The sequence below is a fragment of the Streptomyces sp. NPDC059166 genome (assembly GCF_042755185.1).
Lineage (GTDB): Bacteria > Actinomycetota > Actinomycetes > Streptomycetales > Streptomycetaceae > Streptomyces.
In genome coordinates, this window is record NZ_JBHZCI010000019.1 from 58,371 (window position 1) to 71,505 (window position 13,135).

At 70.6% G+C, this 13,135-nt stretch carries 11 protein-coding genes and 1 tRNA gene; 3 read left to right on the forward strand and 9 right to left on the reverse strand.

Annotated features, from left to right (window positions below):
- Positions 1–14: 14 nt before the first annotated feature.
- From ACFXOA_RS16580 to ACFXOA_RS16590, 3 genes are all read right to left on the reverse strand, one after another.
- Positions 15–2,069, reverse strand: a complete 2,055-nt coding sequence (locus tag ACFXOA_RS16580) for a tetratricopeptide repeat protein (protein WP_385028029.1) — start codon at positions 2,067–2,069, stop codon at positions 15–17.
- Between the two features lie 213 nt (positions 2,070–2,282).
- Positions 2,283–2,356: transfer RNA gene (locus ACFXOA_RS16585), tRNA-Met, on the reverse strand.
- 42 nt (positions 2,357–2,398) lie between these two features.
- The gene (locus tag ACFXOA_RS16590) at positions 2,399–5,308 is read right to left on the reverse strand and encodes a UPF0182 family protein (protein WP_385028208.1); all 2,910 of its coding nucleotides are present in this window, start codon (positions 5,306–5,308) and stop codon (positions 2,399–2,401) included.
- A gap of 126 nt (positions 5,309–5,434) precedes the next feature.
- Between ACFXOA_RS16590 and ACFXOA_RS16595 the strand changes: the two genes are divergently transcribed.
- Positions 5,435–6,004 carry a PPA1309 family protein gene (locus ACFXOA_RS16595; protein WP_385028032.1) on the forward strand — a complete coding sequence of 190 codons (570 nt, stop codon included), beginning with the start codon at positions 5,435–5,437 and terminating at the stop codon, positions 6,002–6,004.
- A 20-nt stretch (positions 6,005–6,024) separates the two neighbouring features.
- Here the strand turns inward: ACFXOA_RS16595 and ACFXOA_RS16600 are convergent, their stop codons facing one another.
- The 4 genes from ACFXOA_RS16600 to ACFXOA_RS16615 form a co-directional block, all read right to left on the reverse strand.
- Positions 6,025–7,131, reverse strand: coding sequence for a PDZ domain-containing protein (locus tag ACFXOA_RS16600; RefSeq protein ID WP_385028035.1), 1,107 nt, complete (start codon positions 7,129–7,131; stop codon positions 6,025–6,027).
- 165 nt (positions 7,132–7,296) lie between these two features.
- Positions 7,297–7,467 carry a hypothetical protein gene (locus tag ACFXOA_RS16605; RefSeq protein WP_014048224.1) on the reverse strand — a complete coding sequence of 57 codons (171 nt, stop codon included), beginning with the start codon at positions 7,465–7,467 and terminating at the stop codon, positions 7,297–7,299.
- Between the two features lie 127 nt (positions 7,468–7,594).
- A complete protein-coding gene (locus ACFXOA_RS16610) occupies positions 7,595–8,056 on the reverse strand; it encodes a molybdenum cofactor biosynthesis protein MoaE (RefSeq protein WP_385028038.1) in 462 nt (153 codons plus the stop codon).
- A gap of 127 nt (positions 8,057–8,183) precedes the next feature.
- Positions 8,184–9,326: an SDR family oxidoreductase gene (locus ACFXOA_RS16615; protein WP_385028041.1), complete on the reverse strand. Its 1,143-nt coding sequence runs from the start codon at positions 9,324–9,326 to the stop codon at positions 8,184–8,186.
- Positions 9,327–9,517: 191 nt separating this feature from the next.
- On the opposite strand from ACFXOA_RS16615, the gene ACFXOA_RS16620 reads away from it, so the two are divergent.
- Positions 9,518–11,041, forward strand: a complete 1,524-nt coding sequence (locus tag ACFXOA_RS16620; protein ID WP_385028044.1) for a zinc-dependent metalloprotease — start codon at positions 9,518–9,520, stop codon at positions 11,039–11,041.
- On the forward strand, positions 11,038–11,583 hold the full coding sequence (locus ACFXOA_RS16625; protein ID WP_385028047.1) for an NUDIX hydrolase: 546 nt from the start codon (positions 11,038–11,040) through the stop codon (positions 11,581–11,583). The genes ACFXOA_RS16620 and ACFXOA_RS16625 overlap by 4 nt, the downstream gene beginning before the upstream one ends.
- 98 nt (positions 11,584–11,681) lie before the next feature.
- On the opposite strand, the gene ACFXOA_RS16630 is transcribed toward ACFXOA_RS16625, so the two are convergent.
- Together ACFXOA_RS16630 and ACFXOA_RS16635 are read right to left on the reverse strand one after the other, a co-directional pair.
- Positions 11,682–12,437 carry an AIM24 family protein gene (locus tag ACFXOA_RS16630; protein ID WP_385028050.1) on the reverse strand — a complete coding sequence of 252 codons (756 nt, stop codon included), beginning with the start codon at positions 12,435–12,437 and terminating at the stop codon, positions 11,682–11,684.
- 16 nt (positions 12,438–12,453) lie between these two features.
- On the reverse strand, positions 12,454–13,134 hold the full coding sequence (locus tag ACFXOA_RS16635; RefSeq protein WP_385028053.1) for an AIM24 family protein: 681 nt from the start codon (positions 13,132–13,134) through the stop codon (positions 12,454–12,456).
- Position 13,135 lies beyond the last annotated feature (1 nt).

Genomic DNA, 13,135 nt, shown 5'->3' on the forward strand with positions numbered 1-13,135 from the left:
CACGCCCCGCTCCGTCAGGCGGTGAGCTCCTGGCGCAGTGCTTCCATCAGCCGCGCGGCACGGTCGGCCACCTCGGCCGGTCCGAGCTCGACCGCGCGGCCGCACCAGTGCTGCCCCTCGGCGAGCTCTCCCCGCCGGGCGGCGAGCAGCGCCAGCCGCAGGGCGGCGCGGCCGTGGCCGTCGTTGGCGGCGCGGGTCCACCACAGGGCGGCCTCACGCTCGCTTCCCTCCCGGGCGAGCAGCAGGCCGAGGTTGAAGGCGCCGTTGCGGCTGCCGGACTCCGCGGCCTCGCGGTACCAGCGCGCGGCGTTCGCCATGTCACCGCGCGCGGCGGCGAGCATCCCGGCCCTGACCTGGGCACGGCGGTGCCCCTGCTCGGCCGCCCGCTCGTACCACTCCTCGCACTCGGTGCGCTCGGGCATCGGCTCCCCCAGCGCGGGCGGCCCCGGTGCCGGCTGACGCAGGTCGAGGACGCCGGCCAGCCGGAACGCCGCCTCGGCACTTCCTCCGCCGGCTGCGCACCTGAGGTGGCGCTCCGCCTCCTGCTCCTCACCGTCCCTCAGCAGGGCCATGCCGACCTGCAGCGCGGCATCGGTGTGCCCGGCGGCCGCCGCCCGCTGATACCAGCCCAGCGCGGTGCGGTCCTCGTCCCGGCCCGCGTGCAGGATGCCCAGGTTGAACGCGGCGTCGACACTGCCCGCCTCCGCCGCCTTGGAGAACCAGGGTTCGGCCCCGGTCGCGTCGCCCGCCTGGAGCAGCAGCACGGCCAGGGCGTTGGCCGCCTCCCGGTGCCCGGCGTAGGCGGCCCGGCGGTACCACTGCTCGGCCTGTGGGATCCGGTCCTGCGCCGCGCAGAGCAGGCCGAGGTTGTAGGCGCCGTTGACATCCCCCGCGTCCATGGCCGCGCGGTACCAGCGCTCCGCGGTCTGCTGCTCGCCCCTCGCGGCGTGCAGCGCCCCCAGAGCGTTGGCGGCGTTCCCGTCACCGTCCTGGGCGGCGCGCAGCCACCAGACCGCCGCGCTCTCCTCGTCCCCCGCGTCGCGAAGGAGGAAGCCGAGCGCGCACGCGGCGCGGGGCTCGCCGTCCTTGGCGGCGGTGAGGTACCAGCGACCGGCCTCCTTGAGCTCCCCGCGCTGTTCGAGGATGGCGCCGAGATGCAGGGCGGCCCGCCGGTGACCACGCGCGGCGGCCTGGCGGTACCACTGCTCCGCCTCACCCACCCGCCCCGAGTCGGGGCCCGCCACGGGGCTGTCCGGCTTGGGTGGCGTACGGGGCTCCGGGGCCCTGTACCCCTCGCCCACGGCGCGCCCGAGGCCGAAAGCCTCGTGGGCGTCCCCCACGGCATTGCGCTCGATCGCGCGCGCCAGACGGTACGAGGCCTCCCTGTGACCCTGCTCGGCGGCGGCCCGCAGCCAGCGCTCGACCCCCTCGTCGCCTCGGTGCTCCAGCAGATCGGCGAGCGCGTAGGCGCCCAGCGCGTGCCCCTGTTCGGCGGACTGGCGCAGCCAGTACTCGGCGCCGGGCTCGTCCCCGCGCTCACGGAAGTGACGCCCGAGTGCGTGCGCGGCGGCGGCGGATCCCGCGACGGCCGCGATGCGCCACCATCCGGCGGCCTCGTCCGCGTATCCCCTCTGGTGGAGCAGCACGCCCAGGTTGTTCGCCGCCGCCCGGTCGCCCTCGGCCGTGGCCGCACGGAGGTAGGTCTCCGCGCCGTCGAGGTCTCCCCGGCGCAGCAGCAGGGCGCCCAGCACGCTCATGGAGGCGGTGTCGCCGGCATCGGCGGCGCGCCGGTGCCGGGCCTCGGTCTCGTCGGCGTGATCCGGGGCGTCCGCGGCGCCGTCGGCCTCGGCGCCGTGGCCTGCCGTGCTCATCGCGGCGTCGCGGTCCGCGGCGGCGGTGGTGGTGGCGGTGGTGTCCTCGGTGAGGGCTGCGACGTCATCGGCGGAATCGGCGATCGCGGTCGGGGCAGCGGCGAATGCCCCATCCGCCACGTTTTCCGCCCTCCGGCCGCGTCGCTGCACAAACCGCCCTGTCTCCAACAGAGTTGCCCTGTCCCCCATAAATACCATCGTCCCACCACCTGCAACCCGCGTACACCTGGTATATCGCGGCCAGTGAGGTCACTTCAGCGTTTTGTCGACATGCCCACAGAGAGACAAGTGAAACACGGTTGGGTCCAACTCGTGCCCCGTGAACCGCACTTCACGCCGGGAACTTGAAAAACCGCGTCATCGCACGACGAAGGCCCGGATCCCATGAGGATCCGGGCCTTCGTCTTCCAGTAGCGGGGACAGGATTTGAACCTGCGACCTCTGGGTTATGAGCCCAGCGAGCTACCGAGCTGCTCCACCCCGCGTCGTTGTGTTCAAACCGTACCACGACGCGGGGTGGGCTCCTCTCAGCTGCCCTGGTCCTCGCCCTGGTCGGCGGCATCCGCGCCGCCGCCGCCCGCCTTGGGCTGGGCGGCGGCGGCCCGCTCGAGGGCGTCCTGGAGGTCGGCCTGGGCCTTGCCGTAGGCGGACCAGTCCTGCTCCTTCAGAGCCGCCTCGCCGGCCGTGTACGCCTTCTGGGCGTCCGCGATGGCCTTCTTGAGGGCGGCCTCTCCGGTGGGCGGCGGCTCCGTGGTGTCACCCGGTGGCTCCGTCGGTTCCGTCGGTTCCGTCGTGTCCGAGTCGACCCCGAAGACCGCGTTGAGCGCCTCCCCGAGGCTGTTCTCGAAGACGATCTCCGACCCGTACGAAGCAGCCACCTTGCGCAGCAGCGGATAGTTCTGCGTGCCACCGCGCGTGTAGACCGGTTCGATGTAGAGGAAACCGCCGTCCAGGGGCACGGTCAGCAGATTGCCGTACTCGATGTCCGAGTCGGTGCCCTTGAGGTTCCTCACGAACTCGGCGACGTCGTCGTTGCCGTTGAGCTCACTCTGGACCTGGCCGGGGCCCTTCACGTTGGCGGTGACTCTCAGCAGTCTTATCGTGCCGTAGTCCTTGCCGGCCGCGTCCGCGTCCACCGCCATGAAGGCACCGAGGTTGGGCCGCCCTCTCGGTGTGAACGTCGTGGTCAGCGAGAACTTCTGGGTGTCCTGCCCGGGCATTTTCATGCTCAGGTAGTACGGCGGAACGGCCCCGGGTTCCTTGTTGGTGGGGTCGTCCGGCACCTGCCAGGCATCACTGCCGCTGTAGAACTGCGCCGGGTTCGTGACGTGGTAGCGCGTGAGCAGCTCCCGCTGGACCTTGAAGAGGTCCTGCGGGTAACGCAGGTGCTCCATCAGCTCCTTCGGGATGTCGGAGCGGTCCTTGACGGTGCCCGGGAATGCCTTGCGCCACGTCTTGAGCACCGGGTCCTCGGTGTCCCACTCGTAGAGCTTCACGGTTCCGTCGTAGGCGTCGACCGTGGCCTTCACCGAGTTGCGGATGTAGTTGACCTGGTTCTGCTGGGCGACGACCGCACGCTGGTTGGTGGTCAGCGAGTCCGCCGTGGTGTCACCGAGCGTCGTGCGTGACGCGTACGGGTACCCGTTGGTCGTGGTGTAGGCGTCGACGACCCACTTGATGCGCTTGCCGACCACGGCCGGGTACGCGTCACCGTCGATGGTCAGCCACGGGGCGACCGCCTCGACGCGCTCCTTGGGCGTGCGGTTGTAGAGGATGCGCGAGCCGTCGCCGATGGCTCCGGAATAGAGTATCTGCGGCTCGCTCAGGGACACCGCGTAGGCGGCGCGGTTGAAGGCGTTGGAGAGACTGACCCCGCTCTTGCCCTTGTAGCTGGTCGTCTTCTCGCCGTCCTCCTCGTAGTCGAGCTCCTTCTGGGGCCCGCCGACGATGGAGTACTGTCCGGTCTTCTCCCCGTAGTAGATCCGCTGCTCGTACGAACCGAACTCGCCGGTGGTCGGCAGGCCTGACTCCGTGAAGTCCGGGGAGCCCGAAGGGTTGGTGCCCGTCGTGGTGCCGCGCGCGGCGATGGCGCCGTAGCCGTGGGTGTACGTGAAGTGGTCGTTGATCCAGTTCCGCTTGGGGAGCCCGGCGAGGTTGAGCTCCCGCAGACCGATGACGGTGTCCTGCTCCTTGCCGTCCTCGCCCTTGTAGCGGTCGACGTCCAGAGTCTTGGGGAACTGGTAGTAGTTCCTTCTCTGCTGGAGCTGCTGGAAGGCCGGGGAGACGACGTTCGGGTCCATCACCCGGTAGCTGGCGGCCTGGTCGGCGGCGGCGCGCAGCTTGGCGCCGTCCGAGGTGTCGGCCTTGCCCGAGTAGTCCTCCACCTTCGCGTCGTCGATGTCGTAGGCATCACGCGTCGCGTCGATGTTCTTCTGGATGAACGGTGCTTCCTTGGCCTGCTCGTTGGGCTGGACCTGGAACTTCTGCACGATCGCCGGGTAGAGGCCGCCGATCAGGATCGCCGAGAGCACCATCAGGCCGAAGCCGATCACCGGCAGCTGCCAGGTGCGCCGCCAGAGCGTCGCGAAGAAGAGCACCGCGCAGATCACGGCGATGCAGAACAGGATCGTCTTCGCGGGCAGGTAGGCGTTGGCGTCGACGTACCGAAGGCCCGTCCAGTTGTCGGTGGCCTTGAAGTCGCTGGACTTCACGGCCAGGCCGTACCGGTCGAGCCAGTACGCCACGGCCTTGAGTGCGACGAAGACGCCGAGGAGGACCGAGAGGTGGCCGGTGGCCGCGCCCGTCGCCCGGGCGCCGGGGCTGGTGACCCGCAGCCCGCCGTAGAGGTAGTGCGTCACCGCCGCGGCGATGAGCGACAGGACCACGGCGGCGAAGCCGAATCCGAGCAGGAAGCGGTACCACGGGAGGTCGAAGGCGTAGAAGGAGACATCCAGCTTGAACTGGGGGTCCTTCTGGCCGAAGGAGACTCCGTTGACGTACATGAGCCACGTGCGCCACTGGCCCGATGCGGAGGCTCCGGCGATCAGCCCGACCAGCGCGGTGACGGCGAGCAGCACCCACTTCTTGTAGGGGGCGACGCTCATCCGGTAGCGGTCCAGGTTCTGCTGCTCCAGCGACATCGCGCTGAGCGGCGGCCTGAGCCGGTGCGCGAGCCAGATGTTCACGCCGATGGCGAGGGCCATCAGCAGTCCGAAGACGAGGAACAGCCCGATCTTGGTCCACAGGGTGGTGGTGAAGACGGACGTGAAGGCGACCGACCTGTACCAGAGCCAGTCCGTCCAGAACCCGGCGAACATGACGAAGGCCATGGCGAGCACCGCCAGGACGCCCAATGTCATGAGCAGGGTACGGACGCGCCGGGACGGGCGGCCGACTCTGATCCGTGGCCCGGTCGGGCCTCCGCCGCGGTCCGGCATCTGGAAAGCCAAGGTGCGCACCTCGAAGTTCGCGTCGTGTTGAGCAGGCCCAGCGATCGTAGAGCCCACCTATGCAACTTACTGAGGCTTTACCTAGTTCCCGTTCCCGGGGCACAAGGAGGCAGGATGTTCTCCATGTCCAACGTCTCCCCCTCAGGCCCCCCGATGGCCGCGAGTCCCCTCACCGTCGCCGTTCTCGAGATCGACGCCTACGCCGCAGGTCTGGGCTGGGACCAGCCGGCCCGGTTGTTCGCCCTGGTCGACACCGCCGCTCTGCGTGCCCAGGAGCCGGGCCTCGCGGCCCAGCTCGGTATCGACGAAGCCTCGTCCCCGACCACGACCCTCACCCCCGTGGAGCAGGAGGAACTCCCGGCCGGCACCGCGCTGGACGAGTTCCTCGCCACGATCGCCTGGCCCGACGCCGTCACCGGCTGCGCGATGACCGTGGAGCGGATGATGCTGCCGCCGTCCGCGGAGGGCTCCGTGCCCGAGGGCCTGACCGACGCCCAGCTGACGAAGTGGGTGTCGGAGCACCCGGACCGCCAGGAGGTCCGGATGACCGTGGCGGTGCTGCGCGACGGCGCACGCGAATCCGCCGTACGACTGCGCGAGAAGGACTCCCCCACCGAGGTCCTGACCGGTGCGGGCCTGGTCCCCGGGCTGGCCGAGGCGCTCGCAGCCACCTTCGAGTCCTGAGGCCCCGGCGGGGGGCGCGCTCAGCCTGCCGAGCAGCTCGGCAGTCCGGCCGTGTCCCCCGTGCGGATCCGCTCCAGGGACTTCTTCGCGTCGTCGAGGGTCTTCACCCTGACCAGGGTGAGTCCGCTCGGGGTGTCGGCCGCCGCCGCGGCGCAGTTCTCGTCGGGGGTCATGAAGTACCGCGCGCCGGCGTCGCGGGCGCCGACCAGCTTCATGTTGATCCCGCCGATGGGTCCGACCTTGCCTTCGTCGTCGATGGTGCCGGTGCCGGCGACGAACTTGCCGCCCGTCAGGTTGCCGGGGGTCAGCTTGTCGATGATGCCCAGCGAGAACATCAGCCCCGCGCTCGGGCCGCCCACGTCGGCGAGCTTGATGTCGATCTCGAACGGGAACGTGTGGTCCGTCCCTGCCTGGATCCCCACGATCGCGCGGTTCCCGCCCGGGTCCGCCGGGTCGGCGGGGGCCTTCTTCGTGGTGAGGGTGATGTCCTGGGAGCCCTTGGGCTCCTTGCCCGCCTTCTCCGCGGCGGCCGCGGTCTTCGCCGGTACGACGGTGAAGACGACCTTCTCACCGGGCTCGTGCCTGGTGACCAGCTTGGCGACGTCCTCCGGCTTCCCGACGGCCGTACCGTCGACCGCTTCGATCACGTCGCCCGCGTGCAGTTCGCCCTCCGCGGGGCTGTCCTTGACGACGGTGGAGACCACGACACGGGAGGTGACGGGGATCTTCAGCTCCTCCAGGGCGGCGACCTTGGCGCTCTCCTGGGACTGGCTGAACTCCTCGGCGTTCTCCTGCGTCGACTCCTCCTCCGTCTTCCCGTCCGGGTAGAGGGTGTCGTGGGGGACGACCACGCTGTCGTGTGCCAGCCAGCCGTAGACGGCCTCGACGATGTTCATGTCGTAGTCGGCGCCGGTGACGCGGACCGTCGTCATGTTGAGGTTGCCGGTCGTCGGATACGTCTTGCGCCCGCTGATGTGCAGGACCGGCTCGCCCCGGGCCTCGCCCAGGGTGTTCACGGTCGGCCCGGGGGACATCTCCGAGTACGGCACGCGGATCAGCACGCCGGCGCAGAGCAGCGCGATCAGGATGAGGGTCGAGGCGAGCATCGTCGCGGTGCGGCGTGGCATGGAACGACAGTACGGGAACGGCCTGTCAGTGCACCGTCGGGGCCGGTCCGTCCGGGGTGCGGGGCCGGATGAGGGGGCGCGACGGGGGCCTCGTACCGCCATCGCTCGCACCCGCGGGTGCCCGCTCTGTGCAAAGGTGATGCGCGACCGTACGGTCGCCGGGGCTCAGACCGCCTCGGAACCGGAGTGCGACTTCTCCATCGCCTCACGGAACCTGGCGTAGCCGGCGAGTTCGGTGACGTCTCCGGTCGTACGGTTCCGGGCTGCCCACCCGCCCCATATCGCCGCGCCGAGAGCGGCTATAAGCGGAATCAGCAACCACGCGAGTGCTGCCATCACGACCTCCCTGCCCCATGAGCGACCGCAACCGACGATCAGAAGATTAACCACCTGCAGGACCAACGCTCACGGCAGGGGTGCGGTTACGCAAATCGGGGCTGATGCGCCGCGGGGCGGTTTGCGATCAGCAGGCGCCGACCCATTCCTCCGTGCCGTCGGAGAAGCGCTGGTGCTTCCAGATCGGCACCTGGTGTTTCAGGTCGTCGATGAGCTTGCGGCAGGCGTCGAAGGCCTCACCCCGATGGGCGCACGAGACGGCGACGACCACGGCCAGATCACCGACGGAGAGTTCACCCACGCGGTGGACCGCGGCCAGCGCCCGCACCGGGTACTCCGCGACCACCTTCTCGGCGACCTTGCGGAGCTCCTCGCCCGCCGTGGGGTGGCAGGAGTATCCGAGGGCTCCGACGTCCTGCCCGCCGTCGTGGTTGCGCACCGTGCCGACGAACAGCGCCGTGCCTCCCGCCGCGTCGTCGCCGACCGCGCTGAAGATCTCGTCGACGGAGAGCGGGGTCTCACGGATGTCCAGGAGCCGGATCGGGTCCTGGGCCGCCTGCTCGCCGGGGTGGTCGTGGGTGCGTGCCATGAGGCAATCGTGCCGCACGCCACCGACATCGCGGAATAGCGCTTTCGACCGGGGGCGGCGCGGCCCGCTTGGAGTGTCCTACCAGGAGCCCGGCCTGGGAGGGCCGCCTCGGCCCGGCGGGAAACCCTCAGAAGCGACGGCGTGCCCTGCGGGCCCTGCGTACGAGGGCGGCGGTACCGAGCAGCGCGACGGTCGCACCAGCGGCGCCCGCCGCCGTGGCGTCCTTGCGGCCCAGCCTGCGCCCCGCGACCGTGTGGCGGCCCTCCACCTCCTCCAGGAGCGCGGACAGGACCTCCTCGTTGGTCCACCGGGGCCGCCATCCCGCGTCATGGAGCCGGCTGACACTGACGACCCAGGGATGCATGGTGTAGGCGAGGTCGCCGGCGGGCGAGGGTGTGAGGCCGATCCGGTGCAGCCGTGCGGCGGCGCCGAGGGCGACGGCGGACGGCAGTTCCATGCGGCGCACTCCGGAGATCTCCTCCACCTCCTCCTGCTCGAGCCAGCCGTCGCAGCCCACCGCGAACTCCCCTTCGATCCTCTCGAGGGCCGCGTACTCCAGAGCGCTGACCAGGTCGTCGACGTGGCAGAACTGCCATGCCGGACGCGAGCCCGCGACCACCAGGAGCCGGGGCGACTCGAAGTACCTGGTGAGCGCGGTGTCCGTGCCGCCCACCAGGACCGTGGGGCGCACCACGGTGACGTTGAGTCCGGGATGCGCGCGCGGCGCGCGCCTGCCCAGCCGTTCGATCTCCAGCAGGTCCCCGACGCCCGTCGCCTCCGCGGTGGCCCGCAGCTCGGCGTCCTCGGAGAGCGGGAGGTCGTTGTCGGGCAGGGCCCCGTAGACCATCGCCGAGGTGCACAGCACGACCCGGTGGACGCCCGCGGCCGCGGCCGCGGTGAGCACCGTCTGGGTACCGCGGACGTTGTACGCGGTACGGGCGGCCGGGTCGGTCTCGAGGTCCAGGTCGAGGGCCAGGTGGACGACCACGTCGGCTCCGCGCAGCTTCTCGGCGATGGCCGGGTCCCGTACGTCCAGGATGTGCCACGTCGCGTCGGAGGTCTCCCCCCGGCGCTCGTCGATGGCGATGACCTGCTTGATCTCGTCGGAAGCGGCGAGGCGAGCGGTGAGCAGTTCACCGACTCCGGTCGCGGCCCCCGTCACCGCGACGACGGGGCCGCGGCGGCCGGAGGAATTTTTCGTGGGCTTGCTCTCGGACGAGGGGGTGGCCAGGTTTCGCGCTGCGCGAACCTGCGGATCTGGGGAACTCACCGGGCGTCTCCAGCGGTTGTCTTCAGTACGTACCCCTATGAGGCGTGCGTACCAGGTGGCGTCCATCCTGCCGCAGGCCGGGAGCCGGCGGAGCACTGAGGGCCCGAGCGGTGTTCGGTGTCTACGCTGGATGGTGATGTCGGGCAGTCGCCGTCGGTTCGAGCCGGCGGCCCTACGAGCCGAGGAAACCCGTGAGTGACACCCCATTCGGATTCGGCCTTCCGCCGGAGGAGCCGGAAGACGGCGACGAAGGCAAGAAGAAGGACCCCACCGGTGGTGGGCAGGGCTCGGGCGGGCCGGCGAACCCGTTCGGCTTCGGGCCCGGCATGGGCGGGGACAACCCGTTCGCCGCGATGTTCGGCTCGATGAACCCGAACGACCTCGGCGCCGCCTTCCAGCAGCTCGGCCAGATGCTGAGCTACGAGGGCGGCCCGGTCAACTGGGACATGGCCAAGCAGATCGCCCGCCAGACGGTGTCCCAGGGCACCTCGGACGGCAGCAAGGACGCGAGCGTCGGCCCCGCGGAGCGCGCGTCGGTCGATGAGGCGCTGCGTCTCGCCGACCTGTGGCTCGACGGTGTGACGTCGCTGCCCTCGGGGTCCGTGTCCACGGTGGCGTGGAGCCGTGCGGAGTGGGTCGAGGCGTCCCTGCCCGCGTGGCAGCAGCTGGTGGACCCGGTGGCCGAGCGCGTCGGCCTCGCCATGGGCGATGTCCTGCCGGAGGAGATGCAGGCCATGGCGGGCCCGCTGATCGGCATGATGCGGTCGATGGGCGGTGCGATGTTCGGCCAGCAGATCGGGCAGGCCGTGGGCGTGCTGGCGGGCGAGGTGGTCGGCTCGACCGACATCGGCCTCCCGCTGGCACCGGCCGGCAAGGCGGCGCTCCTCCCTCTGAACGTGGAGCGGTTCGGCAAGGACCTGAGCGTGCCGCAGGACGAGGTGCGGCTGTATCTGGCGCTGCGCGAGGCCGCGCACCAGCGTCTCTTCGCGCACGTGCCGTGGCTGCGCTCGCACCTGTTCGGCGCGGTCGAGGCCTACGCGCGGGGCATCAAGGTCGACACCAGCAAGCTCGAGGACGTCGTCGGCCAGTTCGACCCCTCGCAGCCCGAGCAGCTGCAGGACGCGCTCCAGCAGGGGATGTTCCAGCCGGAGGACACTCCTGAGCAGAAGGCGTCGCTGGCCCGTCTGGAGACCGCGCTCGCGCTCGTCGAGGGCTGGGTGGACGCCGTGGTGCACGAGGCCGCGAAGTCGCGGCTGACCTCGGCGGACGCACTGCGCGAGACGATGCGCAGGCGCCGCGCCTCGGGCGGTCCCGCCGAGCAGACCTTCGCCACGCTCATCGGCCTCCAGCTGCGTCCGCGCCGGCTGAGGGACGCCTCCCGTCTGTGGGCCTCGCTCACCGACGCCCGGGGCGTCGACGGGCGCGACGGCCTCTGGGAGCACCCTGACATGCTGCCGACCGCCCAGGACCTGGACGACCCGGACGGATTCGTCCACCACGAGCAGCTGGACTTCTCCGAGCTGGACAAGATGCTCGGCGAGGCGGCCAAGGGCACGCACAAGCCGGCCGGGGGCGCCCCTGGCGGAGCCGGCGGAGGGGAAGAGGCCGAGGGGCCCTCAGGCGGTCCTTCCGACGGGGCCGCGGACGGCCCTTCGGACGGCTCGGGTGGTTCGGACGGCTCGGAAGACGACGGTAAGGACGACAGCGGCCGGTGAGCCTGCACCACGACGCGATCACGGTTCTCAAGAGCTACGACGCCGCCGACGAGCCCCAGACACGTCTGCGCGACGCCTACCTCGATCATCTGGCGGAGCACCCCGACGGCATGTGGAAGGCGTGCGGAGCCGGGCATCTGACCGCCAGCGCGCTGGTGATCGACCCGCTGCGCGGGCGGGTCCTGCTCACCCTGCACAAGAAGCTGCGGATGTGGCTGCAGATGGGCGGGCACTGCGAGCCGCAGGACACCAGCCTGGCGGCGGCGGCGCTGCGCGAGGCCAGGGAGGAGTCGGGGATCCACGGGCTCACCCTGCTGCCCGGGGGTCCTGTGCGGCTGGACCGCCATCCCATCCCGGCGCCCTGCCACGAGCACCTCGATGTGCAGTACGGCGTCACGGTGGCGGCCGGGGCGGTGGAGCGGATGAGCGACGAGTCACTCGACCTGCGCTGGTTCAGCTACGACGAGGTGGCCGGGGTGGCGGACACCTCGGTGGTGCGGTTGCTGGAGAGCACCCGTGCCCGGGTGGAGGACACCCGCTGACGGCCGGTCCCGTCGGGACACGTCCTGGGGCCGGTCCCGGGGAGCTCGGAGGAGCTCCCCGGGACCCGGAGTCCCGGATCACCACGGGTGCGGGCGGATCAGTTCCAGGCGTTGTTCTGGTTCTGTCCGCGCGCACCGTGCTGACCCATACCGAACTGGGCCGCGGCGCCCTGCTCGATCTGCGCGTGCTGCGGAGGAAGCACCTCGCTCGGCTGGACGAGCGCGAAACCCTGGCCCAGGAAGCTCAGTTCCCAGCCCTCACCCGTGTTGCCCCGGCGCCGGAAGACACCGGAGGAGTGCGTCTGGGCCTGCATCTGGACCCGCAGCCCGCTCGACCAGGCGACGATGGCGTCGGCGTCCGCGTTGACGTACTTGTCAGGGGTCACCTGCATCATCAGCGGCTGTCCGGAGGTCATCAGCGCGACCTTGCCGTTGCCCGAGATGTTCAGCTGGTACTTGCCGGTCCCGGAGATCCCGTACTGGCTGTCCACCGCGATGACCTCGGTGTGCAGCGAGGAGTCGAGAGCGAGGACGTAGGCGCTGTCGACCGTCAGGCCCTCGTGGTCGACGTCGATCACGTGGATGTACTGGGCGAGGTTGGCCAGGTAGACCGTGCCCTGCCCCGAGCAGCGCATCAGGTCGAGGCCCTCGCCGGTGTTCCGGCGGGCGCTCCGCTGGCTGTGCGACTGGTACTCACCGTCGAACTCCATCAGCCCCTGGTAGGCGACCATGGCGCCCTTGCGGGCGAGGACGTCGTCGTGACCGGCCAGCGCGACCCGCAGGAGCTGCGGGTTCTGGACCGTGTAGCGGTCCTGCGACTGCTGCTCCGTGTGGCTGAAAAGCGGACTCTGCATGATGTGTTCTCCCCCCTCAGTTCCGGACCCGCAGGCGGTCGGTACTGTCCTCGCTCGGCTGCACGACCACGATGCCCTGGCCGGAGAAGGCCATCTGGTAGGCCTCACCGCTGCCCCGCCCGATGAGCGAGCCGGCCTTGAAACTGCGCTTGCCCTTCACCTTGAGGTTCGGGGACCACGCGACAAGGGCGTCGGGGTCGACGTACGTCTCGTCCTCACCCCTGCCGCAGTCGACGACGATCGGGGTTCCGCGCGAGGTGATCGCTACCCAGCCGGTGCCCTGGATACCGACGTTCCACAGGCCCTGACCGGCGAACTTGGCCATTCCCTTGACCCGCTCCACACCCCAGGTGAGGTGGCCGTCGAAGGCGAGCAGGTTGGTTCCGTTGACGGAGAGGGCGTCGTTGTCGAGGTTGATGACGACGACGTCGGCGCCGTAGTCGGCTAGGTAGAGCAGTCCGTCGCCGGCGCACTTCATCAGGGGCGCGCCCTCGCCGGTGATCCACTGGGAGGCGATCTGGCGGACGGCGGGCGGGTTGGGCTCGTACTGGATGAAGCCCTCGTAGGCCACCATCGAGCCGGTGCGGGCGTACAGGTCCTGGCCGGTGGCCATGGCGACCTTGAGCATCGCGCGGCCGTGGTTCTCCATGCGGGCCGTGACGGGGGTCGGGGCGAAGCCCGCGAGTTGCTGGTTCATG